The following is a 26144-nucleotide window of genomic DNA, read 5'->3' as shown; positions in this document are numbered from 1 at the left end:
AAAACAGCTTTGGTTCTATGGCCAAGGCATTTTTGCGGTTGAAGCTTACGGGGGTTTACGATGAAAGGGATTAATGCATTTTTACAATCAAAAGAAGATATACAGTCCATTATAACCGGGGTTAAAAATGGCATGAAAGAACAACTTATAGCCGGGTTGTCAGGCTCGGCAAGAAGTTTGCTTGTCTCGATCATTAATGAATCGATAAACAAACCAATACTGCTGGTAACACACCAATTAGTGCAGGCTCAGCAGTTATATGACGACTTATCAGCGTTCGTTGGCGACGATGATATCTATTTATACCCGGTTAACGAATTGATTGCCTCGGAAATTGCGGTGGCCAGTCCTGAATTACGAAGCCAGCGAATCGAGGCGTTATCCGCGTGGTCAGAAAAAAGATCAGGTATTCTGATTGCACCGGTGGCGGCGTTAAAACGAATGCTGCCACCTTCAAGCTATTGGCGTAAATACCAGCTGCCATTTAACCTTGGTGAGGAAATTGCTATTCAGTCATATATCCAATCATTAATAGATATGGGATATGAACGTCAGCCTATGGTCAATGCGCCGGGTGAATTTAGTATACGTGGTGGTATTATTGATATCTATCCCGTAACAGAAGCAAATCCGGTACGTATTGAATTATTTGATGAAGAAGTAGATTCGATCCGTTATTTTGACGCCGATTCACAACGGTCGATGGAAAAGCTGAACAGCATCAAAATTGGACCTGCGACAGAGCTTTTATTAACAGAGGAAGATATTATCGCAGGTGCGGAACGGCTGGAGAATGCATTGCAAAAGTCACTCGGAAAAATAAAAACCGATGAAGGAAAGGAAAAACTAAATGAGGTAATCGAACAAGATTTAGAGCGCTTGCGCAATCTTGAACATTTTCCGGAAATGAACAAATACATCGGGTTTCTCTATAATAACCCTGCTAGTTTATTAGATTATTTGCCAAATGATGGATTGATTGTACTCGATGAAATGAGCAGAATCCAGGAAACCGCAACCCATTTGGATACGGAAGAGGCGGAATGGTACAGCAGTTTACTGGCTTCCAACCAAATGGTACAACATCATACATTTTCCTTTGATTGGCATGATATTTTCGATGGGATGCAGCAGCGGCAGCGTCTATATATGTCAGTGTTTCTGCGGCATATTCCCAACACACAGCCGGAAAATATCATCAATTTATCAACGCGGGCGATGCAAGAATTTCATGGACAAATGAACTTATTTCAAAACGAATTAAAACGTTGGGAAAAAGGTGGCTATTCCGTTGTGATTATAGCTCCTAATGAACAACGTGCAGAGAAGGTTCAAGCCATTCTTTCTGATTATGATATGGATGCAACGGTAGTTAAGCAGCTAACTTTACCGGTAAGCAAACCAATCATAACCATTGGCCATATCAGCAGTGGTATTGAATTTCCCATGCATAAACTAGTCATTATCACAGAAAATGAATTATTTAAAAAGGTTCCCAAACGTGCCCGAAAGAAACAAAAAATTTCCAATGCTGAACGGATAAAAAATTATCAGGAACTAAAAATCGGTGATTATGTCGTCCACGCCAACCATGGGATTGGTAAATACATCGGCATTGAGACATTGGAAGTCAATGGTTTACACAATGATTACATGCTGATTAAGTACTCCGGTGACGACAAGCTATATGTACCGATCGATCAAATAGATCTGGTACAAAAATTTGTTGCATCTGAAGGAAAAGAACCGAAATTATATAAACTGGGCGGAAGTGAATGGACCAAAGTAAAACGAAAGGTGCAATCATCTGTTGAGGATATTGCCGATGATCTGATCAAGCTTTATGCCGAACGTGAGGCAAGAAAAGGGTATGCATTTTCCGAGGATACAGAACTCCAGCGTGAATTTGAAGCGGCCTTTCCATATCAGGAAACAGAGGATCAATTACGTTGTATTGCAGAAATTAAACAGGATATGGAAAGACAACGGCCAATGGATCGTTTGTTATGCGGAGATGTTGGATATGGCAAAACTGAAGTAGCCATTCGTGCAGCATTTAAAGCGGTTGTCGATGGTAAACAGGTCGCCATTTTAGTACCAACAACGATTTTGGCCCAGCAGCATTTTGAAACGATACGTGAGCGGTTTCAAGACCAGGCAGTAACGATTGGATTGTTAAGCAGATTTCGAACCAAGAAACAACAAAAAGAGACACTTGAGGGCTTGAAACGAGGCACAGTTGATATTGTTATCGGGACACACAGGCTGTTGTCAAAGGATGTTCAATACCGTGACCTTGGTTTATTGGTAGTCGATGAGGAGCAGCGCTTTGGTGTCAAACATAAAGAAAAGATTAAACAATTAAAAACAAATGTGGACGTGCTAACTTTAACAGCAACTCCGATTCCAAGAACATTGCACATGTCCATGCTGGGTGTCCGTGATTTATCCGTTATCGAAACACCACCGGAAAACCGCTTCCCAATTCAAACGTATGTTATGGAATATAACCCTGTTTTTATTAGGGAATCCATTGAGCGTGAAATGGCTCGTGGCGGACAGGTATTCTTTCTTTACAACCGTGTGGAGAATATTGATCGTATTGCCAGGGAAATCGGAATGCTCGTTGATGCCAGAATTGGTGTTGCCCATGGACAAATGAATGAGTCGGAACTGGAGAGTGTCATGTTTGGGTTTTTAGAAGGTGAATTTGATGTGTTGGTTAGCACCACTATTATTGAAACTGGAGTGGATATTCCAAATGTCAACACATTAATTGTCTATGATGCTGACCGTATGGGGCTAAGTCAACTATATCAATTGCGCGGAAGAGTTGGCCGTTCAAACCGGGTTGCCTATGCCTACTTTACGTATCAACGGGATAAAATATTAAGTGAAGTTGCTGAGAAACGATTACAGGCTATTAAAGAATTTACCGAACTTGGATCAGGGTTTAAAATTGCCATGCGGGATTTATCGATCCGCGGAGCAGGTAATCTGCTTGGCGCACAGCAACATGGGTTTATTGACTCAGTAGGTTTCGATATGTATTCACAAATGTTAAAAGATGCTATTGATGCGCGTAAGGAAGGAAAAGAACTGGACGAAATAAAGGCTTTTGAACCAGAACTTAACATTGATCTGGATGCATATATTCCTCAAAGCTATATTAAAGATGGGAAACAAAAAATTGACATGTACAAACGCTTCCAAACGGCGACATCTGCAGACGATCTGGCTGATTTACAAGAAGAATTAATTGACCGATTTGGAGATTATCCTGAAGAAGTGGGTAATTTGTTTATTGTTTCCAAATTGAAAATGTATGCCAAACGTGAAAGAATAGAATCCATCCGGGAGAAAAATAACAAACTCGAGCTGCTCATGGAGGATAAGCGCAGTCAGCGGGTTGATGGTTCAAAACTGTTTGCACTGGCGAATGAATTCGGAAGGGAAGTACAGCTTGGCACAGAAGATAAAAAGTTGAAGATCGTATTTAAATGGTCAAATAAAACGAAAGACAAAAGGTATGATATTGTGACGGAGTTATTGGATCGGCTTTCCACTGTTGATCGGGACAATTAGAGGATGTTCAAAAAGTCCGGTAAAAATGACGCTTCGAATTTCTGCGTTGGCTTGCTTTTCCGCTCCTCATGTACCTTTTATGTACACTCCGGTGCTCAAAGCTACGCCGCCTTGAACTTCTCGGTCCTTTTTATCCTCCTTTTTGAACACGGACAATTAGAAAAAAATGTGTTTTATGCATAGTTCTTACTAGATGATTTATACTAAAATCACACCTGGTGCTTTTTCACATTCGGAACTTAAATGACCGTTCAAAAATAGTGATAAGTGGGCTAGAGTAAAAGATAAAAAAACTTCTGTTGTACAAGCTCGAGTGTCATACCAAGGATAATGAAAGAAAAAAGTGGCGGACGCATTTGAACGAAGCGAGTGAAATGGATACCGGAGACGATCATCATAGGAAAGTGAGGCTTCATAGAGATGAAAGCAACAGGAATTGTACGTCGAATTGATGATTTAGGAAGAGTAGTAATCCCGAAAGAAATCAGGAGGACATTACGAATTCGAGAAGGAGATCCATTGGAAATTTTTGTTGACCGGGAAGGTGAAGTGATTTTAAAGAAATACTCCCCAATCAACGAGTTAGGCAACTTTGCACAGGAATATGCTGAAGCATTATTTGATTCATTAAACTATCCCGTTATTATTTGTGACCGAGACGAGATTATTGCCGTTGCCGGAGATTCTAAAAAAGATTACTTAAATAAAAACATTGGAACCAAGCTGGGAAGAACAATTCAGGATCGTTCATCCTTATTCGTGACAGAAACAAGCACATTGGAAATCCTGGAGGGTAATGAGGAAGAGCTTGTTTCCTACAGTGTCAGCCCAATCATTGCTAATGGTGATCCGATTGGTTGCGTAATGATATATGCGAAGGAAGGAAATGCATTAAGCAATGTGGAGCAAAAGGCAACCGAAACAGCTGCGCACTTCCTTGCCAAACAAATGGAATAAACCGGGTCAGTCCCCCACCACACTAACGCATTAAAGTGGTGGGGGACTGACCACTTTTGTTGTACGTTGTTAACCGGGCGCTTGCTCCTTTTATATATGCTATAATGTCAACATGGATAATAAATTAGTAAAAGGTGCCTTGCTCTTAACAGTGGCAGGGTTTATTAGTAAGTTGTTAAGTGCCGGATATCGGATACCGCTACAAAATATGACGGGTGACCTGGGATTTTACATATATCAGCAAGTCTATCCTATCCTCGGAATCGCCCTTGTTTTATCGTTGTATGGATTTCCCTCGGCAATATCAAAGGTAACAGTCGATATGAAAGGGGCGAATAAACAGCTCTCCATTACAAATTTTTATATTCCGCTCTTGTTTATTTTATTCACCATCAATGGAGCGATTGCTGTTGTTCTGTATTTCAATGCCGATACAATAGCCTGCTGGATGGGGAATATCCATTTGCAACAGGGATTGAAGCTTAGTGCCTTTGTTTTTATATTCATTCCCTTTACAGCATTGTTACGTGGGGTATCCCAAGGTAATTATCAAATGAAACCTACTGCGTTATCACAAATTGGTGAGCAATGTACGCGAGTTTGTATTATAATCGCTGCTGCAGCAGTTATCGCGGGAAAACACAATCATATATATGATATTGGTTCAGCAGCCGCAATTGCTGCGATTGCTGGTGGCGTGGTTGCACTTATCATCTTGATTGGAAGTTTGCAGAAACAAAATTTGCTGAATCGTACCGTTTTTTTCCCGATACCATGGAGATATTATTTAAAAACGGTAGCTATTTTTGGGCTAATTGCTGCCTTGAATCATATGTTGTTATTGCTGATTCAATTTGCGGATGCGTTCACACTTGTACCAGGGTTAGTGAAACATAGCCTGTCTGCGTTTGAGGCAATGGAAGCCAAAGGTGTGTTTGACAGGGGGCAGCCATTGATTCAGCTTGGTACAGTGGTTGGTTCATCGTTTGCCCTGGCATTGATCCCCTCCATCAGCAAAGAAGAACGCTCCCAATCACCCGGGCCATTTTATTTTCATATTCGTGCCGCCATGAAGTGCAGCATCTACTTGGCGATTGGGGCAACAATCGGGTTAGTGATGATTTTTCCGGAAGTTAATATGCTGCTGTTTCAGGATGATAAAGGGACAGGCAGCCTTAGAACTTTGGTGGTTGCTATCCTGCTTTGTTCAGTCGCGATTACTGCTGCTTCTATCCTCCAGGGGTTAGGGTATGTTAAACGTACAGCGATGTTTATTTTGCTGGCACTATTGATTAAATGGCTTCTCAATCAGTTGCTTGTTCCATTATGGGGTCTTACAGGCAGTGCAATAGCCACGGTCACTAGTCTACTTGTTTTGTGCTGTTTGGACTTAATCGAACTCAAACGAAAATTGCCAAAACTGCACTTGGTCAAATCCTTAAAATGGCGATCTTTGATAATACCTGGACTTGGGATGGCCGTTTACCTTTTTTTCATTCAGATAATCACTACCATGGTTGGGATTGAGACGAGGGTTGGCTTACTTATTTATGTTCTGGTGGTTGTATTAACAGGTGCGCTCGTTTATTTGCTATTACTCATAAAGATCGGTGCATTTACAAAAGAGGAAATAAAGTTGCTCCCGTTTTCCTCGTTATTAGCCCGGTTTGGCAAAGGAGAGGATGTCTGCGTATGGAGAAGAAAATAGAAATTATCGGCCTTGGGGCAGGGGATCTTGATCAGTTGCCACTGGGGATTTATAAAAAACTGATTCATTCCCGGGAAAAAATTTATGTTCGGACAATGGACCATCCGGTTATTGCAGCTTTACAGGACGAAGGGGTAATGTTTGCCTCGTTTGATGATGTGTATCAGTCCAAAGACCAGTTCGCTAATGTTTACCAGGAGATTGCGGACCAATTAATAGACATAGCGGCAAATTCTCCGGTGATTTATGCTGTTCCGGGCCACCCGATGTTAGCTGAAAAAACAGTTCAATTGCTACTGGAGCAAAAGCAGGCAGAAGTTACGATAGCGGGCGGGAAAAGCTATCTGGATGATTTGTTTACCAGCTTGCAAATAGATCCAATTGACGGGTTTCAATTTGTTGATGCTACATCATTTAAACGGAATCAACTCGATTATACGCATCATATCATTTTCTGTCAGGTGTATGATCAGTTTGTTGCCTCAAATATCAAGCTTGCCTTATTGGAAGATCTTCCAGCCGATTATCCGGTTACGATTATTGTTGCGGCAGGAAGCAAGGAAGAACATTTGCGAACCATTCCATTGGAAGAACTCGATCACAGGCTTTCAATCAGTAATTTAACCAGTGTTTATATCCCGCCCGTAGCAGCGGATTACCTTCATCATACCTTTAACCGGCTGCGTGAAGTAATTGCAACACTCAGGGGGCCAAACGGTTGTCCGTGGGATAAGAAACAAACACATGAGACATTGCGTCAATATGCGATTGAAGAAGTTTATGAATTAATTGATGCGATTGATGAGCAGGATGATGAAGGGATTATCGAGGAACTCGGTGATGTGCTGTTACAGGTGATGCTGCACAGTCAAATCGGTGAGGATGCCGGTTATTTTACAATTGATGATGTGATTCGGTCTATTACCAATAAAATGATCCATCGTCATCCCCACGTGTTTGCCGATAAAGAGGCCAAAACAGTTGCCGATGTCAATCGAAACTGGGATGCTTTAAAGCAAGCAGAAAAAGAAGGTCAGCGAAAATCTGTGTTGGATGGTGTTCCAAAGAGCATGTCAGCTTTGACCAAAGCGTATCATTTACAGAAACAAGCGGGTAAAGTCGGGTTTGAATGGAAATCCGTTGGAGAAGTTTGGGACAAGTTAAACGAGGAAATTAATGAGGTGCAAGCGGCGATTAAACAAGGAAACGATAACGAGATAGAATGTGAATTTGGCGATGTGCTATTTGTCCTTGCGAATATTTCCAGGTATTATAAAATAAACCCTGAGCTAGCCCTAAATCGAACCAATCAAAAATTCACTTCCAGGTTTTCTTTTATTGAACAAAGGTTAAGCGAAGAAAATAAGGATATCCATGATGCCGATCTTGAAGAAATGGATCAATATTGGAATCAAGCAAAAAGAAATGAGTGATAGTATTGCGTCTTGATAAATTTTTAAAAGTATCCCGGTTAATCAAACGCCGCACACTTGCCAAGGAAATTGCAGATAAAGGGCGAATTACGATAAATGGCAACCAGGCAAAAGCAGCAACTGATGTAGCCATCGGTGATATACTTACCATTCAATACGGACAAAAACTGGTAACTGTTGAAGTAACCGCGTTGAAAGAAGCAGTCAAAAAAGATGAGGCCCAAAACTTATATAAGGTTGTCAAAGAAGAAAAAAGTTAAGTTCTAACCTTGTCCATCCTTTCATAAGCTAATAACGATAAGGAGGGACAAGGCATATGAATTATTATGAGAAAAATTCCACACAAAGCGTACAGCAAGATCATTTTATAAAAATTAACAACCGAAAAAACCTGGAAATCTCCGGTGTTAAAGAGGTAGATAGTTTTGATAATGAAGAGTTTTTATTGGAAACGGTAATGGGCTACCTGATTATTCGTGGACAAAACTTGCAATTGAAAAACCTTGATGTTGGTGAAGGACTAGTTTCTATCAAAGGCAAAATATATGAGCTTTCCTATGTAGACGAACAACATCAGGAGAAAGCTAAAGGAATCTTTAGCAAGCTATTTCGATGACATTAGACGTCCAGTTCCTGACAATGATCGTCATGATTATTAGTGGTATCTACTTGGGAGCGGCACTGGAAACCTTCCTGCGATTCAAGCCATATTGGAAATCCAATTGGTTTATGTTATATTTCATGGAGATTGCCTTTTGGCTGTCACAAGTACTGCTGTTATTTTATGTATTATTTCTTGTTAATGCGGGTGAATTACGTGTTTACGTATTCCTCGCCCTATTTATGGGGTTTGCTGCTTACAAGGCTTTGTTTGCACCGCTATATAAACGTCTGCTGGAATTATTTATTCGGATTATCCTGACGTGTTACCATTTTATTGAAAAGTTGATTAAGACATTGGTGATAGCGCCAATAAAATATATCATTCAATTGTTAATAACACTGATATTATTTATCGTTCAGCTCCTTGTAAAGGTTTTCCTTTTTGTCGTCAAAGTCATTTTCTTCCCAATAAAATGGATATTGATACTTCTTTATCGGATGCTGCCCAAAAATATCCGAAACTTTTTACACAAAACAGCAGGATTTTATAGTACAATGGAGAATATATGTAAAAAGGGCTTGGATTATATCAAGTTTAAAAGGAGGTAGCAAGGCTTTGTCGGCAAATAAACAAACAGTAACACGTTTGGATTCCGAGTATATGCAACAATATGATGCATATATGGAACGCCAAAAAAACAAAAAGAAGCGTCTTATCCGTCGTCTGATGCTTTTTGCGATCGTTGTTTTCATCGCTTTTGGCAGTATGACTGCATACCATGTTAAACAACGGGCAATACATGCGGAGAAAAAAGAACAATATGCCGAGATGCAGGATAAACTGTCAACACTGCAAAAGGAAGAAAAAACGTTGAATGAGGAAATAAAACTGTTAAAAGATGAGGATTATGTTCTGGATATAGCACGAACGAACTATTTTTTCTCAGACAAAGGGGAAACCATTTTTAAAATTCCTGATGAAGATCCGTCATATTGACACGCTTTCATGTATGTCGCTATAATATAATAGAGGAAGTTCAAAAAGTACGGTAAAAATGAACCATGGAATTTCGACGCACTCAGACGTGCTAGTGTCGGCGTTGCAACAGGACGCCTGAGAACTTAGCCGATCCTGTTCTTTTTATCTCCTTTTTGAACCCGCACTAATTAGTTATATATTTTATACTTTTAAGGAGGAGCATTTTTTTTATGTCAATCGAAGTAGGCAGCAAGCTGCAGGGAAAGGTAACCGGTATTACTAATTTTGGGGCCTTTGTTGAACTCGCGGAGGGTAAAACAGGTCTTGTTCATATTAGTGAGGTTGCCGATAACTATGTGAAAGACATTCATGACCATCTTAGTGTCGGTGATGAGGTTAAGGTAAAAGTCATCAATGTCGAAAAAGATGGCAAAATTGGTCTGTCAATCAAGAAAGCAAAAGATCGGCCACAACGCCAAAGGAACACCCGTGAGCGGACTGAATCATTTGAATCCAAAATGAATCGCTTTCTCAAAGATTCCGAAGACCGTTTAGCCTCTTTAAAGAAGCACACGGAATCCAAACGTGGAGGTCGAGGTGCTAAAAGAGGATAGCAACTGCTGTCTATTTAGGATGCTCTTGTCCAATAAAACAAAAAACAGGTATCAACTGTTGAAAAGTTGATACCTGTTTTTTTATGCGGGGTTTTATTTAAGTTAATGGCGGCGGAGGGGATCGAACCCCCGACCTTACGGGTATGAACCGTACGCTCTCGCCAGCTGAGCTACACCGCCGTAAATAAGTCACAAATGACATATTACAATAGCCAGACTAAGGTGTCAATAGCATAGATCGTATACAGAATAAATAAAAAACACCTTGTTATATTAGAAAGTTTCATGCAATATTCGAGCAATCCCGATAGTAATAAACACTAGTTTACGGGGATTGAACGACAAAACATCTTAAGGTTAGCCGCGATCATTTGTCGCTGCTTTGGGTTAAATGATGGCACGATCAGGTAAATCAAAAGCAGCTGGTACGATAAACTTGCTTGTACACTTGTAGAAAAATTGTTTATTTGGCTGAAACTTAGTCGAACGATTTTGGGAATACACCCCGTTGTTTTGACAAAAAAAGAATCTATCCTATGATTTAATAACTGAAAGTGCATGTTCAAAAGTAGGATAAAAAGGACCGAGAAGTTCGAGGCGGCGTAGTTTCGAGAACGGGCTTGCACGAATGTGCTGACTTCTGCGTTGCCCGAATGGGCGGTTTTAGCAGAAGATCCCCTGAGCAATTTGATACATGAGCAGCGGAGAAACAAGCCAACAAAGAAATTCGAAGTGTCATTTTTACCGGACTTTTTGAACATCCTTGAAAGAAGGAGTGGTATTGTATGATGGATTCAATTACTGGAGTAGAAGCGAAAGCAATTGGAAAAGGTGCAAAAAGCGGGCACAAACTGAAGAAAAAGTTACCATCTATAAGTAAAACCATCTTATTGGAAAAAGGATGGCTATTTGTGCTTGTTGGCTTTTTACTTGGACGAGCTGTTATTTTATCGGCTGTATCACCATTTGCTGTCGCGTTTTTGGCGACCATCTGGTTTGCACACAAGAAAAATGCTCTCAAGGTAATGTTGGCCATCATTGCAGGAGCATTAACCTATTCCGGCACACAGGGGATATTTGTTACATTATCAATGGTTTTATTTGTCCTCTTAGCTGGCGTGTTTAAAAAAGCAAATAACCAGCAGATGATCATTCCGCTATTTGTGTTTCTATCTACGATTGCACCGCGATTGTTTCTTTATTCTCTGGCGGGGCAGCTTACATCGTATGAATGGATGCTGTTATTTGTTGAGGGTGTGCTTGGTACGGTATTAGTATTAATTTTTATGCAGAGTATCCCATTATTATCACCAAAAAGGTATAAACCGACCTTGAAAAATGAAGAGATTGTCTGCATGATCATTTTAATTGCTTCCATCTTGACAGGGATGATTGGCTGGCATATATATGATGCATCATTTGAGCAGATATTTTCACGCTATTTTGTCCTGCTGCTTGCTTATGTGGGCGGGGCAGCAGTCGGATCAACAGTTGGTGTTGTTGCGGGCCTCATACTATCCCTGGCAAATGTGGCTAACCTCTATCAAATGGGTCTGCTCGCATTTTCCGGGTTGCTAGGCGGATTACTGAAGGAAGGAAAGAAGATCGGTGTCAGTGTTGGATTATTGGTAGGAACGTTTCTGGTTGGTATTTATGGAGACGCTTCCTCATTGATCCCTTCGATTACAGAGTCATCCATAGCGATTGCTTTCTTCTTTCTTACCCCGGCAAGCTGGTTTAAGCGATTGTCACGTTACATACCCGGAACAGAAGAATACACGAATGAGCAAGAACAATATTTGCAAAAGGTGCGAAATGTAACTGCAAAACGGGTGGAGCAATTCTCCAATGTGTTTGCCGCCCTGTCAAAAAGTTTCTCGAGTACAGAGGGTATACCTGACGAGGAAACTCACAAAAAACGGGAGACCGATTTTTTCCTCAGTCAGGTAACTGAAAAGACCTGTCAAAGTTGCTTTATGAAAAACAAATGCTGGCAGCAGGAATTTGATAAAACGTATTCATTGATGGGTGAAATTAAAGATGAACTTGATAAAGGCAAGGAGCCGAATATTAAATTGCATCGGGATTTTGCCAATCATTGTGTTAAGTCAAAACGGGTAATGAATACAATGCGGGATGAAATGACGTTCTTTGAAGCAAATCAACAGTTAAGGGAACAGGTAATGGAGAGTAAGCGATTTGTGGCAGATCAACTGCAAGGTGTCTCTGAAGTCATGGAGAACTTTGCCAAGGAAATAGTAAAAGAAAGACAGCAACATGAAAAACAAGAGGTGCAAATTGTTCATGCATTAAAGCATATGGGCATTAATTTGGACAAGCTGGATATTTTTTGTCTGGAAAAAGGGAATGTTGATATTGAAATGACTGTCTCCTTTTACGATTATCACGGAGAAGGCAGCAAATTAATTGCACCAGTGCTTTCAGATATATTGAATGAGATGATTGTTGTCAAACAGGAAGAAATTTCACCAATCCCTTATGGCTATTGCTACCTAACCTTTGGCTCAGCAAGGGAATTTGTGGTGGAAACTGGGGTAGCCAATGCTGCGAAAGGTGGTGGATTAATTTCCGGTGATAGTTTTACAACGATTGAACTCGGGGCTGGGAAGTATGCTATGGCTATTAGTGATGGGATGGGAAACGGAAAACGAGCCCATGAAGAAAGCGATGAAACACTACGGTTGCTTCAGCAAATATTACAGACCGGTATCCCGGAGAAAGTCGCCATTAAATCAATTAATTCTATCATGTCATTACGGTCGACGGACGAGATGTATGCAACATTGGATCTGGCCGTGATCAATTTGCATAATGCGTTCGTCCGCTTTTTAAAAATCGGGTCAACACCCAGCTTTATTAAACGGGACAATGAAATGATAAAAATTGAAGCAAGTAATTTACCAATGGGCATCATTCGTGAGTTCGATGTGGACATTGTCAGTGAACAGCTGCAGGCAGGGGATATCCTGATTATGATGAGTGATGGCATTTTCGACGGCCCTAAGCATGTAGAGAATACAGATCTTTGGTTGAAACGAAAAATCCGTGAAATAAACACGGAGGACCCACAAGAAATTGCTGATTTATTATTAGAGGAGGTTGTTCGTACCAGATCAGGGATGATTGAGGATGATATGACCGTCATGGTAGCGAAAATCAAAACGAATACACCAAAATGGGCAAACATCCCTGCTTATAGTAAGGAAGCACAATAATAGAGCGTATGCAACGACCCGATGAAAATTGCACTATCGAATTTCCCCTCTTTTTAACATGGTTTAATAGGAACCTGTCTTTCGATGTAGATGTATATTCCTCTCGTATTCTGGTGATGATGGTACTGGAATAGTTGGGAGGTAAACGAATGAAAAAGGGTACACTAAAGCAAATTTTGTTGCTGACCGATGGATGCTCTAACCGCGGAGAAGATCCGGCTGCTGTGGCGGCAATTGCTGGCCAGCAAGGAATCACAGTGAATGTTATCGGCATATTGGACGATGATCAGACTGAAGATCCGGAGGGACTGCAAGAGATTGAAGACATTGCTTTGTCTGGAAATGGTGTCAGCCAATTGGTGTATAAACAATCATTGGTACAAACGGTACAAACGGTTACGAAACAGGCGATGACGCAAACATTGCAGGGGTTTGTTAATCAGGAATTAAAGCAAATCCTTGGTCCGGAACAATCGATGGATGATTTGGAACCACAAAAGCGCGGAGAGATCATGGAAGTTGTAGAAGATATGGGTGAGACATGTGATTTAGAAGTGCTTGTGCTTGTCGACACAAGCGCAAGTATGGGTGACAAACTGCCAACAGTAAAAGAGGCATTAATTGATCTGTCTATCAGCTTAAATGCACGAATTGGCCGTAATCGGTTTTGTATTTATAGTTTTCCAGGCCGGCGAAAAAATATTCAAAAGGTTTTTGACTGGTCACCTAAACTTGATGCTGTCTCAACCGCATTTCCCAAACTGACAAGTGGAGGGATTACACCGACAGGACCAGCCATTCGCGAGGCGATGTATCAATTCGGTAAAAAAAGCTTGTTAAGGGGCTTTAAACATGAAGATGAATCAGTCGCAGAAGAAGAAACAGGGTATTGATTTATATGCAGGTATGACGATACAAGGCAAGTGGCACCACCAACATTATGTCATTAAACGAAAACTGGGAAGTGGTGCAATTGGATCTGTCTATCTCTGTGAACATAATGGCAAAGAACGTGCGTTAAAAATTAGTGATAACAGCGCATCGATGACGATGGAAGTCAATGTATTACAATCGCTGGCAAAGGTCCAAGGATATCGACTTGGACCTTCTTTGTTCGATGTGGATGATTGGATATCACCACAAGGGACAACATATGTATTTTATATCATGGAATATTTGCATGGTGAAGAAATTTCCACGTTCATCAAGCGTAACGGCAGTGAATGGATTGGTGTATTGATGCTGCAGTTGTTAGATGATTTGGAAAGGCTGCATATGCAAGGGTGGATATTTGGTGATTTAAAGACAGATAATCTCCTGGTTTTATCCTCGCCGGTAAAAATTCGTTGGGTGGATGTTGGGGGGACAACAAAACAAGGAAGGGCAATTAAGGAATATACCGAGTTTTATGATCGAGGATACTGGGGAATGGGATCGCGTCAGGCAGAACCAAGCTATGATTTGTTTGCGTTTGTAATGGTGTTTTTAGAAATATTTTATCCAAAGCGATTTAGCAAAGATACCCATCCAAAAAAACAGTTGCTTCACAAAGTTGATCGAATTCGACCGTTAAAGATGTATCGGTCCTGTCTGCAAAAGGCAATAGAGGGAAACTACCAAACGAGTGCACAAATGAAAGAAGATATCGCAAAAATACTCTATCAGGTACAACCTGACAAGCCCCCTGTACGGCGTATGATGAGAAATCATGCAACAGTGAAAACACCAATAGCAATCGAACTTGCCGGGATTTCTGTTTTATCAATTTTCTATTACGTATCCTCTCTTTTGCTTCCATAAGAAACAGGATGCTATAATGGTAACGATCGTATCAGTATAATTGCGTGTTCAAAAAGAACAGGACGTGGGCGATTTTGGCAGAAGATCTTTTTTAGAGGCACGTCATTTTTACCGGACTTTTTGAACATCCTCAAAATGGGGTTGTTGATATATGCGTGAAGCGGTAACAGCGTTTATGAACAAACATCAACTACTGGCCAAGCAAAAGACAGTGATCATCGGAGTATCCGGCGGCCCTGATTCAATGGCATTACTGCACTTTTTTGAATCGATAAGAACATCATATCAATTGCAGATCATCGCATGTTCAGTTGATCATCAGCTGCGTGGTGAACAATCCCAAGCAGATCTTTTATATGTTCAGCAGAAATGTGCAGAATGGGATATTGAATTTTTTGGTACCTCTGTAGATGTTCCCGCCTATGCGGAAAATAAAAAAATTGGTGTAGAGGTTGCCGCACGGGAATTACGTTACCGGGTTTTCGCTGAGCAAATGCAGAAATATCATGCTGATTACCTGGCGCTTGGACATCATGGGGATGATCAGGTTGAAACGATGCTAATGGCCCTTGTGCGCTCGGCAAATGTAAAAGCTTTGGCAGGAATTCCGGTCACCCGGCCATTTGCATGTGGGTTTATTATCCGTCCTTTCCTGGGAGTAACGAAGGATGAAATTGAAACCTATTGCAAAAAACATCGTATTGTTCCAAGACGGGATTCTACAAATGATGAAACCAAATTCACCAGAAATTATTTCCGGAAAAAAATTGTTCCGTTAATAAAAGTGAAAAATAATAATATACATACTACAGTACAGCATTTAAGTAATGCCTTGCAACAAGATGAGCAGTTTTTGCATGAAGAGGCAAAACGGCTATTTGATGATGTCGTTACATTGGATCAAACTTACAGATCAGCGGTTTTTCAAATTGATCATTTTCAATCCTTTCCCAATGCTTTACAACGGAGGTTCTATCATCTAATATTAAACTATCTATATGATGAATTACCTAAAGATTTGTCCTATACTCATGAGGAACAGTTTTTTGCGTTATTATTAAGTAAAAAAGCGAATACTGGCGTAGACTTTCCATTACACCTTAAAGTGGAAAAGTCCTACCAAAAAGTGTATTTTCGTTTCCATGTTCATGAATCACAATCAATTCATGAAACCCTTCATATTCCAGGAGAAATTCGTTTGCCGGACGGATCAATCATAAGTGCTGAATGGACGGATATGCCAACCTGGACGGAGGATACATATGTTTGTGGAATAGATCAAATCGCATTGCCTCTACATATTAGAACACGATGGGCTGGAGACCGGATGAGCTGGAAGGGCTTAAACGGCAGTAAAAAGGTGAAAGATATCTTTATCGATGCAAAAATTCCGCCAAAAGAACGGGATAAATGGCCGATTGTTACCGATAATAATGGGGAGATCCTTTGGCTTATCGGTTTGAAAAAAGGGCAGCCAAAAAAGCAGACAAACAGTTCCTCATTGATTAAACTGAGTTATAAGAATAGCGCAAAAGACTGTTAAAAACGACTTGAAGGGGACATTGCAGGAGGATTGAAAATGCATCAGGATATTGAAAAAATATTGGTTTCACAAGAGGAGATTGCCAAAAAATGTGCTGTGATCGGCAAGCAACTGACGGAAGAATATGAAGGCAAATTTCCGTTAGCGGTAGGGGTGTTAAAGGGTGCATTACCATTTATGTCAGACGTACTGCGGTATACCGAAACCTATCTGGAAATGGACTTCATGGATGTATCAAGCTATGGCGGGGAAATGCGTTCATCCGGTGAAGTGAAAATTGTCAAGGATTTGGATACAAAGGTAGAGGGCCGTGACCTGTTGATTATTGAAGATATTATTGACAGTGGGTTAACGTTAAGCTATTTGGTAGATTTGTTTAAATACCGTAAAGCAAAGTCCATTAAGATTGTAACATTGCTTGATAAGCCATCAGGACGGACGGCAAATATTAAAGCAGATATGATTGGTTTTAAGGTGCCCAACGAATTTGTTGTTGGGTACGGTCTGGATTACCAGGAAAAATATCGTAATTTGCCATACATTGGTGTATTAAAGCCAAAAATTTACGGCGGAGAAAAATAAAAGGCCTTAGAGCAAATTCCCGATAGCATATCGTGTTAACCTATAAAAAACCAGTAAGAAATTTAACGCTATTGAAGAGGAATTAGTTGTATTTGAACTTTTTCATATGGTACTATGTAATATAGTTTTTCCCGCTTGGGAGGAGGTAGGCAATGAACCGACTATTTCGGAATGTGATCTTTTATTTCCTTATATTTCTTGTCATTATTGGCGTAATAGGAGTATTTAAAGGACAAAATGATCAAGCAGAACAATTAAATGTTGAAGAGTTTATGCAATCGTTAAATAATGGTGAAGTCGCCGAAATGACGATGCAGCCTGCAAATGGGATTATTCGCTTAACAGGGACGTTACAAAAGGATGACAAACAATTCGTTGCCCAAGTCCCGGATAATACTGACATTGTTGCTGATATAACCGCAAAAGCGCAGGAACAAAGCGTACTCAAAGTCAAGGAAGAGGAACAGCCAAGCGGGTGGGTTACCTTTTTGACGACGATGATTCCATTTTTGATTATAGGACTATTTTTCTTCTTTATTCTTAGTCAATCGCAAGGCGGCGGCGGTCGCGTGATGAATTTTGGTAAGAGTAAAGCGAAAATGTATAGTGAAGATAAAAAGAAAGTTCGTTTTAAGGATGTAGCAGGAGCTGATGAAGAGAAACAGGAACTTGTAGAAGTTGTTGAATTTCTGAAGGATCCGCGTAAATTTGCAACTATTGGTGCGCGTATTCCAAAAGGTGTCCTGTTGGTAGGACCACCGGGAACAGGTAAAACTTTATTAGCGCGCGCTGTTGCTGGTGAAGCAGGTACACCGTTTTTCTCCATAAGTGGATCAGATTTTGTGGAGATGTTTGTCGGTGTCGGTGCATCACGAGTACGCGACTTATTTGAAAATGCGAAGAAGAATTCGCCATGTATTATATTCATCGATGAGATTGATGCTGTTGGTCGTCAACGTGGAGCCGGACTTGGCGGTGGCCATGATGAACGGGAACAAACCTTAAACCAATTGCTTGTTGAAATGGATGGGTTTGGAGCAAATGAAGGAATCATTATTATCGCTGCAACCAACCGTCCGGATATCCTTGACCCGGCATTGCTTCGTCCGGGCCGATTTGACCGTCAAATTCCGGTAGGCCGGCCAGATGTAAAAGGTCGTCAGGAAGTATTAAAAGTACATGCTAAAAACAAACCGCTTGATGAATCAGTCGATCTGAAGGTTATCGCAATGCGGACCCCTGGTTTCTCGGGGGCTGATTTGGAAAACCTGCTAAACGAAGCTGCATTGGTCGCTGCACGTCGGGATAAGAATAAAATCGACATGTTTGACATTGATGAAGCGACCGATCGTGTAATTGCCGGTCCTGCTAAGAAAAGCCGGGTGATCTCTGAAAAAGAACGAAAAATCGTGGCATATCATGAAAGTGGACATACGATTATCGGTATGGTCCTTGATGATGCCGATATGGTTCATAAAGTCACCATTGTCCCCCGCGGGCAAGCTGGGGGTTATGCTGTCATGCTTCCAAGAGAAGATCGTTACTTTATGACCAAACCGGAGCTATTTGATAAAATTACAGGTCTGTTGGGTGGCCGGGTATCAGAGGAAATTAATTTTGGTGAAGTAAGCACAGGCGCATCCAATGACTTTGAACGTGCGACAAGTATTGCCCGCAAAATGATTACCGAGTACGGAATGAGTGACAAAATTGGTCCGCTGCAATTCAGCAGTGGCGGCGGTGGAAATGTCTTCCTCGGCCGTGATATTCAAAACGAGCAGAATTACAGTGATACCATTGCTTATGAGATTGATAAGGAAATGCAAAGCTTTATCAATTACTGTTATGACCGTGCGAAGAAAATTCTTACCGAGCATAAAGATAAGCTGGAACTTATGGCCCAAACATTGCTTGAAGTGGAAACATTAGATGCCAAGCAAATAAAAGGTCTGTTTGAAGATGGCGTCCTTCCTGAACCGGCAGAACCGGAAGAGGCAATGCGGAAACCATCTGATTCGGATGATCTGCGTGTAAACATTCAATATAAAGATGACGAAGAAAGTCCGGAAAGCTATGATGAGGCAAAACAAAAAGCAGAAGAAAAGCTGAACCGCGATCAGGATAAGCAAAACCCGGATAAAAATGACTCATCCGATGACAAAAAAGAATAGATTTCAAAAATAACCTCCGCATGTAAATGGGAGGTTATTTTATGGTGTTTTTGCAAAAATAAGGTATAGTGTAAGAAAGTATACGGGTATTGATAACTAAGAAATGAAAACAAAGTAACTTAAAAAAGAAGAAACCAGATAAGAAGGGTTGAGGCGCCGATGCTTTTTGTACTTGATGTAGGGAATACGAATACGGTTCTTGGTGTATTCGACAATGACAAGTTAAAACATGAATGGCGAATAAAGACGGACAAACATAAAACGGAAGATGAGTTTGGTGTATTAATCAAATCATTATTTGATCATAAGGGTGTCGCATTTTCCGATATTCATGGAGTGATTATTTCTTCTGTGGTTCCGCCGATGATGCGTGCATTGGAACGGATGTGTGCCATTTATTTTAATATACAGCCACTTATCATCGGCAGGGATACCGTTCATTCCTATTTAAAAATGGGATATCCAAATCCAAAAGAAATTGGTGCTGACCGGATTGTCAACGCGGTTGGTGCCATTGCTGAATATGGCTCACCACTAATAATTATTGATTTTGGTACGGCAACCACGTATTGTTATGTCGATGAAGAGGAAAAATATCAAGGTGGACTAATCGCCCCCGGAATTCAAATTTCCATGGAGGCGCTATACACAAGGGCATCGAAATTACCCAAGATTGAAATAGAAGCACCAGAGCATGTGATTGGCAACTCTACAGTGGAGGCCATGCAATCCGGCATGTTTTACGGATATGTTGGCCAGGTAGACGGTATTGTAGCGCGTATGAAACATCAAACGAAAATGGATCCTAAAGTAATTGCAACTGGAGGTCTTGCCCCGCTTATTTCCGATGCATCACCGGCAATTGATATTGTGGATCAGCATCTAACATTAAAGGGACTCCATATAATTAACCAAAAAAACAGATAAGGAGGTTGTACATATGAATGATTACTTGGTAAAAGCAACAACATTCCAGGGAATGGTACGGGCATATGCAATTATCTCAACCAATTTGGTAGAAGAGGTCAGACAGCGTCAGGATACATGGGCTACAACATCCGCTGCGATCGGACGTACGGTTACGATTACCGCCATGATGGGTGCGATGCTAAAAGGTGATGACTCGTTAACGGTAAAAGTAGAGGGAAATGGTCCAATAGGTGCGATGGTTGCGGATGCCAATGCCAAAGGGGAGGTTCGCGGTTATGTAACCAATCCGCATGTCGACTTTGACCTGAATGACCGGGGGAAGCTGGATGTTGCCCGGGCAGTTGGTACCCAAGGAAATCTGAGTGTGGTGAAAGATTTAGGCTTAAAAGATTATTTCACTGGGCAGGTACCAATCGTTTCCGGGGAAATTGGTGAGGATTTCACATATTATTATGCAAACTCGGAACAAATTCCTTCTGCTGTCGGTGCAGGTGTATTGGTCAATCCGGATCAATCGATTTTGGCCGCTGGCGGGTTTATCGTTCAGGTGATGCCTGGCGCTGATGAAGAGGTAATCACCAGACTGGAGGAACAAATTCAATCATTTCCGGCAATCTCCGCATTAGTTAGGGAAGGAAATAATCCAGAGCAAATTTTACAGCGATTGTTTCCGGATGAACAGGTAACCATTCATGAGCAAATGCCTGTTGCGTTCCATTGCAAATGTTCCCGTGAACGTTTTGCCAATGCAATTAAAGGTCTTGGGGATGAGGAAATCGAGGACATGATTAACGAAGATCATGGTGCAGAGGCAATTTGCCACTTTTGTAATGAAACTTATCATTTTTCAGAGGCTGAACTCAGGGCATTACAATAAGGGCTCTATTTACGGGTATTATTTTGCTTTTTCTGTTGACAAATTACAGTTTAAAACGTACATTATAATTAAATCCTATTATTTTACTAGGGATTGGGGAGGTAATCATCAAATGAGAGTTGCTAATAACATTGCTGGGCTAGTTGGTAAAACACCAATAGTGAAATTGAATCGTGCAGCCGAAAAAGATGGTGCAGACATTTATTTAAAATTGGAATTTATGAATCCGGCAAGCTCCGTTAAAGATCGGATAGCGGTTGCCATGATTGAGGCTGCAGAGAAAGCAGGAGTATTAAAAGAAGGCGATACAATTATTGAACCTACCAGCGGGAACACAGGAATTGGTTTAGCTATGGTTGGTGCCGCAAAGGGATATAAAACAGTGATTGTTATGCCGGATACGATGAGTAAGGAGCGTCGGAATTTATTACGTGCGTATGGAGCAAAATTGGTATTAACCCCTGGAGCCGATGGCATGAAGGGGGCCATTCAGAAAGCGGAAGAACTGAAAGAAGAAAATGGCTATTTTATGCCGCAGCAATTTAGTAATCAGGCGAACCCTGAGGTACATGCACGTACAACCGGTGAAGAAATTGTTGAACAAATGAAAGATGGTGTAGACGCATTTGTATCTGGAATCGGAACAGGTGGTACGATCACAGGTGCAGGGAAAGTATTGAAAAATCACTTTGACAACGTAAAAATTTATGCAGTTGAACCGGAGGACTCAGCCGTATTATCGGGTGGAAATCCCGGACCGCATAAAATTCAGGGGCTGGGTGCCGGTTTTGTCCCTGAGGTTCTTGATACAGATGTTTACGAGGATGTCATTCGCATTTCCACTGATGAAGCATTTCAAGCAGCTCGCGAGGCAGCAAGATTGGATGGAATTCTGGGGGGCATATCTTCCGGTGCTGCTATTGCTGCTGCAAAAAAGGTTGCCAAAAAGTTAGGTGAAGGAAAAAAAGTGCTGGCGGTCCTTCCAGATAATGGGGAGCGTTATTTATCAACACCGCTTTATCAATTTGATGAAGAATAATACAAAAACGCACATAGCTTGGGTCAGTACCAATTTATCTGATACTGATCCTTTTTTTGTAGTACGATAAAAGCAATGCCTGTTTTAGTCACCAGGCTAGGAGAAAAGCGTCAAAAGGAGGATCAGGAATATGATGTTAAAGACAAGTACAAAAACATTTGATTTAACGGCACGGACTCATATCATGGGGATTTTAAATGTGACCCCAGATTCATTTTCAGACGGTGGCAACTATGTATCTCTTGAAAATGCAGTTAAACAGGCGATATTGATGGAACAACAGGGTGCGGATATGATTGATATCGGTGGTGAGTCCACCAGACCAGGTCATCAGCAAGTTTCTGCAAAAGAGGAATTAAAGCGGATTTTACCAGCCATTACGGCTGTGAAACAAGAAATTAATATCCCGCTCTCCATCGATACATATAAGGCGGAAACAGCTAGACAAGCAGTGGAAGCCGGTGCTGAAATCATTAATGATATATGGGGTGGGAAAAAGGACCCCGAAATCCTGAACGTTGCCGCCATATACAATGTTCCGATTATCCTGATGCATAACCGGACCGACATGAATTATACGTCTTTAATTGATGATATGAAGCGTGATCTACAAGAAAGCATTGATATGGCTATTCAAAGAGGAGTGCCTGAAAAGAACATTATTCTTGATCCTGGTATTGGTTTTGCTAAAACAGCCGCCGATAATTTGGTTGTCATGAATCATCTGGAGGAGTTTTCCGATTTAGGGTATCCTATTTTACTAGGGACATCAAGAAAAGGTTTTATCGGGAAAATTCTCGATCTCCCCGCGGCTGAACGGGATAATGGTACAGGTGCAACAACATGTCTTGGTATTGTAAAAGGGGTACACATCGTCAGAGTTCATCATGTAAAAATAAATGTGGAGCTGGCCAGGATGATGGATGCCATGTTAAGTGAAGGAGTGACAGCAAATGGATAAAATTATTATCAAGCAAATGGAATTTTACGGCTACCATGGTTTATTCCCGGAAGAGACGAAACTGGGTCAACGATTCCTTGTGGATGTCGAGTTATTTCTCGATTTAAAGAAACCGGGGACGAGTGACCAGATGGAAGATTCAATTGATTATGGACATGTATATGGTATCATTAAAGACATTTTGGAAGGCGAACCTAAGAATCTAGTTGAGGCCGTTGCTGAGCAAGTAGCCAATGAGTTATTACAATCCCTGGAGTTATTAAACGCTTGTACAGTGAAAGTAATCAAACCGGATCCGCCAATACCTGGTCATTACCAATCCGTAGCCGTGGAAATTCACCGGGAGAAAACAAAATGACACGCGTATATATTGCATTAGGGTCAAATATTGAACCACGATATAACTATTTGATGGATGCCATTTTATTACTGGGGGAACAGGAAACAATTACTCTTAACAAGCAATCATCTGTTTATGAGACAAAGCCTGTTGGATATACAGAGCAAGCGGATTTTTTAAATATGGTTATTGAGATAGATACATCCCTTTCCGCTTCCCAATTACTTGTTGCTTGCCAAGCAATTGAGCAGCAACTGGGAAGGAAAAGGGAAATACGATTCGGACCACGCACAGTGGATCTGGATATTTTGCTTTATCGTCAGGAACAAATAGAAACGAAACGACTGACGATACCCCATCCAAGGATGCATGAACGGGCCTTTGTGCTGGTTCCATTAGCGGAAATAGCTCCCGATTTAAAAATAACGGGTTTTAATCGCACTGTCTCTGAAATGGTCAAAGACTTACCGGCCGCGGACAGGCAAGGTGTTGTAAAGTGGACCCCAACAGATATTTCGGATTGATAAATGAGCTTTATAATTGATATCAGGAATCACATAAGGATCAAGATGTATTAAATTGGTGATATATCGTTCCGAACTGGTCGTGCTAGCTTCGATGGCCAATATTTCCAACTATGCGTTTCATTTGACTGCCAATGAGTTTGGGGTAAGATTGGTTACAGTGGAAATGGAAAGCGGTAAGGGGAGTATCAGTCAAAGATAACGATGAAAATGCTCTGCTGGTTGCTTGACCCTGCATGATTGACTCTATCAGCTGATTTTTCTATACTATTGATGGAGCGTATCTGCCAGCAAGTCACTGGCAGTTTTTTATTTAATAAAGGATGTTCAAAAGACTGGAAATCCTCTTGAACGGTAATTAAAATATTGGAGTTGATGATGGTGTCAGAAGAAGGAAATATGCATATGCAGGTAAGGAAGGAAAAGTTGGATACGTACCGCGAACATGGACTTGACCCGTTTGGAAATAAATATAATCGAACAGATATGGCACAAGATTTGTTCGATAAATATGAGCAATTTACCAAAGAAGAATTGGAAGAAAAACCGGACAAGGTTACCATTGCAGGCCGGATTATGACCAAACGTGGCAAAGGAAAAGCGGGATTTGCCCACTTGCAGGATTTATCTGGACAGATTCAGATTTATGTTCGTAAAGATACAATTGGTGAGGATGCCTATGAAATTTTTCAATCCATCGATTTGGGGGATATTGTCGGTGTAACAGGTGTCATGTTCCGAACCAAAGTCGGTGAGCTGTCTGTCAAAGCAACCGAATTTGTTTTATTGACGAAATCACTGCGTACCTTGCCGGAAAAATATCATGGATTAAAAGATGTAGAACAACGGTATCGTCAACGTTATCTCGATTTAATTACAAATCCTGAAAGCAAGGAGACGTTCATCCTCAGAAGTAAAATAATAAGATCAATGCGGCGTTATTTGGATGAACAGGGCTTTTTAGAAGTAGAGACACCAATGATGCATGCTATTCCCGGAGGAGCCGCTGCACGCCCATTTAAAACACACCACAATGCCTTGGATATCCCCTTGTATATGCGCATAGCCATTGAATTACACTTAAAACGTCTAATTGTCGGCGGCATGGAGAAAGTCTATGAAATTGGGCGTGTATTCCGTAATGAAGGTGTATCCACACGGCATAATCCCGAATTTACCATGATGGAATTGTATGAAGCATATGCTGATTTTCACGATGTTATGACGCTAACCGAGAATTTAATTGCGCATATTGCAGATGAAGTATTGGGCAGCACAACAATTACGTATGGTGAGCATGAGGTATCTCTTAAGCCGGAATGGACAAGGTTGCATATGGCTGATGCGGTAAAAGAATATACTGGAGTAGACTTTTGGGATCATATGAGTGATGAGCAGGCAAGGGCACTGGCGCACGAACATGGCGTTGAAATAAAAGAAACAATGACATTTGGCCATGTTGTAAACGAATTTTTTGAACAAAAAGTGGAAGAAAAGCTGATTCAGCCTACGTTTATCTATGGGCATCCAGTGGAAATCTCCCCACTTGCGAAAAAAAATAAAGAGGATAGTCGCTTTACCGATCGATTCGAACTATTCATTGTCGGTCGTGAACACGCAAACGCATTTAGTGAGTTGAATGATCCGATTGATCAGCGTGAACGTTTTGAAGCACAACTAAAGGAACGGGAACAGGGAAATGATGAAGCACATCTAATGGACGAGGACTTTCTCGAGGCATTAGAGTACGGGATGCCGCCGACAGGAGGATTAGGTATAGGCGTTGATAGACTCATCATGCTGTTAACCAATTCGCCATCAATACGGGATGTTTTATTGTTCCCGCAGATGCGGAATAAATAATGGAATGATAAAGAAGCCAGGTGATTGAGAATTCTTTCAACATCTGGCTTTTTCTTATACCCCGGTGGTAACTGTGGTTTTTGGTTTGGGTGGATAATGATTGCCATACCGTTTGAGCAATGTATTACAGCTATCAGATGGGTGATAATATAATTTGAAAATAGGAACATTAATTTTACTATTGCGCTTGGGGAATATTCGTGGTAAATTAGTAAACGTTGCGCTGCTAGTTCAGCGAAACAAAAAAGCGACAAAAAATAATTTAAAAAGTTATTGACAACAATCACTAAAGTTGCTATACTAATCAAGTCGCCAAAAACGAAGGCGATCAGAAATTTGCTCTTTGAAAACTGAACAAAACAACCAGTATGTAACAGATGTCAGAGGTTGAGGTTAGAA

Annotated in this window: 23 protein-coding genes and 1 tRNA gene; 23 read left to right on the top strand and 1 reads right to left on the bottom strand. The window is 41.0% G+C overall.

Going from position 1 to position 26144, the window contains the following annotated elements:
* Nucleotides 1–60: 60 nt before the first annotated feature.
* The 9 genes from mfd to ABRT01_RS03770 all read left to right on the top strand — a co-directional run bounded on the left by mfd (nucleotide 61) and on the right by ABRT01_RS03770 (nucleotide 9879).
* Entirely contained in the window at nucleotides 61–3585 is a 3525-nt protein-coding gene (mfd, locus tag ABRT01_RS03810; protein WP_269410831.1) for a transcription-repair coupling factor, read from the top strand.
* Between the two features lie 420 nt (nucleotides 3586–4005).
* Nucleotides 4006–4542 carry a stage V sporulation protein T gene (spoVT, locus tag ABRT01_RS03805; RefSeq protein ID WP_269410832.1) on the top strand — a complete coding sequence of 179 codons (537 nt, stop codon included), beginning with the start codon at nucleotides 4006–4008 and terminating at the stop codon, nucleotides 4540–4542.
* 112 nt (nucleotides 4543–4654) lie between these two features.
* The gene (locus ABRT01_RS03800; RefSeq protein WP_367746363.1) at nucleotides 4655–6250 is read left to right on the top strand and encodes a putative polysaccharide biosynthesis protein; all 1596 of its coding nucleotides are present in this window, start codon (nucleotides 4655–4657) and stop codon (nucleotides 6248–6250) included.
* The gene (gene yabN, locus ABRT01_RS03795; RefSeq protein ID WP_367746362.1) at nucleotides 6235–7683 is read left to right on the top strand and encodes a bifunctional methyltransferase/pyrophosphohydrolase YabN; all 1449 of its coding nucleotides are present in this window, start codon (nucleotides 6235–6237) and stop codon (nucleotides 7681–7683) included. Before ABRT01_RS03800 ends, yabN begins: the two co-directional genes overlap by 16 nt.
* 5 nt (nucleotides 7684–7688) lie before the next feature.
* Nucleotides 7689–7943 carry an RNA-binding S4 domain-containing protein gene (locus ABRT01_RS03790; RefSeq protein ID WP_269410835.1) on the top strand — a complete coding sequence of 85 codons (255 nt, stop codon included), beginning with the start codon at nucleotides 7689–7691 and terminating at the stop codon, nucleotides 7941–7943.
* Nucleotides 7944–7999: 56 nt separating this feature from the next.
* Nucleotides 8000–8299, top strand: a complete 300-nt coding sequence (gene yabP / locus ABRT01_RS03785) for a sporulation protein YabP (RefSeq protein WP_269410836.1) — start codon at nucleotides 8000–8002, stop codon at nucleotides 8297–8299.
* Complete coding sequence (gene yabQ / locus ABRT01_RS03780; RefSeq protein ID WP_367746361.1) at nucleotides 8296–8895, top strand: spore cortex biosynthesis protein YabQ; 600 nt, start codon at nucleotides 8296–8298, stop codon at nucleotides 8893–8895. The genes yabP and yabQ overlap by 4 nt, the downstream gene beginning before the upstream one ends.
* 7 nt (nucleotides 8896–8902) lie before the next feature.
* Complete coding sequence (locus tag ABRT01_RS03775) at nucleotides 8903–9283, top strand: FtsB family cell division protein (RefSeq protein WP_367746360.1); 381 nt, start codon at nucleotides 8903–8905, stop codon at nucleotides 9281–9283.
* A gap of 212 nt (nucleotides 9284–9495) precedes the next feature.
* A complete protein-coding gene (locus ABRT01_RS03770) occupies nucleotides 9496–9879 on the top strand; it encodes a S1 domain-containing RNA-binding protein (protein WP_269410839.1) in 384 nt (127 codons plus the stop codon).
* A 106-nt stretch (nucleotides 9880–9985) separates the two neighbouring features.
* Here ABRT01_RS03770 and ABRT01_RS03765 read toward each other — a convergent pair.
* Nucleotides 9986–10059, bottom strand: a tRNA-Met gene (locus ABRT01_RS03765).
* Between the two features lie 605 nt (nucleotides 10060–10664).
* On the opposite strand from ABRT01_RS03765, the gene spoIIE reads away from it, so the two are divergent.
* The 14 genes from spoIIE to lysS all read left to right on the top strand — a co-directional run bounded on the left by spoIIE (nucleotide 10665) and on the right by lysS (nucleotide 25745).
* Nucleotides 10665–13115, top strand: a complete 2451-nt coding sequence (spoIIE, locus tag ABRT01_RS03760; protein WP_367746359.1) for a stage II sporulation protein E — start codon at nucleotides 10665–10667, stop codon at nucleotides 13113–13115.
* Between the two features lie 149 nt (nucleotides 13116–13264).
* Nucleotides 13265–14008 (top strand): VWA domain-containing protein, encoded by a 744-nt coding sequence (locus tag ABRT01_RS03755; RefSeq protein ID WP_269410841.1) that lies wholly within the window; start codon nucleotides 13265–13267, stop codon nucleotides 14006–14008.
* Nucleotides 13968–14915, top strand: coding sequence for a protein kinase domain-containing protein (locus ABRT01_RS03750; protein ID WP_367746358.1), 948 nt, complete (start codon nucleotides 13968–13970; stop codon nucleotides 14913–14915). Before ABRT01_RS03755 ends, ABRT01_RS03750 begins: the two co-directional genes overlap by 41 nt.
* Before the next feature lie 151 nt (nucleotides 14916–15066).
* Nucleotides 15067–16458, top strand: a complete 1392-nt coding sequence (tilS, locus tag ABRT01_RS03745) for a tRNA lysidine(34) synthetase TilS (RefSeq protein ID WP_367746357.1) — start codon at nucleotides 15067–15069, stop codon at nucleotides 16456–16458.
* A 36-nt stretch (nucleotides 16459–16494) separates the two neighbouring features.
* A complete protein-coding gene (gene hpt, locus ABRT01_RS03740; protein WP_269410844.1) occupies nucleotides 16495–17040 on the top strand; it encodes a hypoxanthine phosphoribosyltransferase in 546 nt (181 codons plus the stop codon).
* Between the two features lie 152 nt (nucleotides 17041–17192).
* The gene (gene ftsH / locus ABRT01_RS03735) at nucleotides 17193–19211 is read left to right on the top strand and encodes an ATP-dependent zinc metalloprotease FtsH (RefSeq protein ID WP_367746356.1); all 2019 of its coding nucleotides are present in this window, start codon (nucleotides 17193–17195) and stop codon (nucleotides 19209–19211) included.
* Between the two features lie 159 nt (nucleotides 19212–19370).
* Nucleotides 19371–20138, top strand: a complete 768-nt coding sequence (locus ABRT01_RS03730) for a type III pantothenate kinase (protein WP_269410846.1) — start codon at nucleotides 19371–19373, stop codon at nucleotides 20136–20138.
* Between the two features lie 13 nt (nucleotides 20139–20151).
* The gene (hslO, locus tag ABRT01_RS03725) at nucleotides 20152–21018 is read left to right on the top strand and encodes an Hsp33 family molecular chaperone HslO (protein ID WP_269410847.1); all 867 of its coding nucleotides are present in this window, start codon (nucleotides 20152–20154) and stop codon (nucleotides 21016–21018) included.
* Between the two features lie 112 nt (nucleotides 21019–21130).
* Nucleotides 21131–22057, top strand: a complete 927-nt coding sequence (cysK, locus tag ABRT01_RS03720) for a cysteine synthase A (RefSeq protein WP_367746355.1) — start codon at nucleotides 21131–21133, stop codon at nucleotides 22055–22057.
* Nucleotides 22058–22187: 130 nt separating this feature from the next.
* Nucleotides 22188–23018, top strand: coding sequence for a dihydropteroate synthase (gene folP / locus ABRT01_RS03715; protein ID WP_367746354.1), 831 nt, complete (start codon nucleotides 22188–22190; stop codon nucleotides 23016–23018).
* Nucleotides 23011–23376 (top strand): dihydroneopterin aldolase, encoded by a 366-nt coding sequence (gene folB / locus ABRT01_RS03710; RefSeq protein ID WP_269410850.1) that lies wholly within the window; start codon nucleotides 23011–23013, stop codon nucleotides 23374–23376. Before folP ends, folB begins: the two co-directional genes overlap by 8 nt.
* A complete protein-coding gene (gene folK, locus ABRT01_RS03705; RefSeq protein ID WP_367746353.1) occupies nucleotides 23373–23882 on the top strand; it encodes a 2-amino-4-hydroxy-6-hydroxymethyldihydropteridine diphosphokinase in 510 nt (169 codons plus the stop codon). Before folB ends, folK begins: the two co-directional genes overlap by 4 nt.
* A 55-nt stretch (nucleotides 23883–23937) precedes the next feature.
* Nucleotides 23938–24084, top strand: a complete 147-nt coding sequence (locus tag ABRT01_RS03700; RefSeq protein ID WP_367746352.1) for a hypothetical protein — start codon at nucleotides 23938–23940, stop codon at nucleotides 24082–24084.
* Between the two features lie 176 nt (nucleotides 24085–24260).
* Nucleotides 24261–25745 (top strand): lysine--tRNA ligase, encoded by a 1485-nt coding sequence (gene lysS / locus ABRT01_RS03695; protein ID WP_367746351.1) that lies wholly within the window; start codon nucleotides 24261–24263, stop codon nucleotides 25743–25745.
* Nucleotides 25746–26144: the final 399 nt, after the last annotated feature.

It is taken from the genome of Lentibacillus sp. L22, assembly GCF_040812445.1.
GTDB lineage: Bacteria > Bacillota > Bacilli > Bacillales > Amphibacillaceae > Lentibacillus_C > Lentibacillus_C daqui.
Note: the sequence above shows the minus strand (reverse complement) of the source record. Positions and strands in the feature narration are given on the sequence as shown.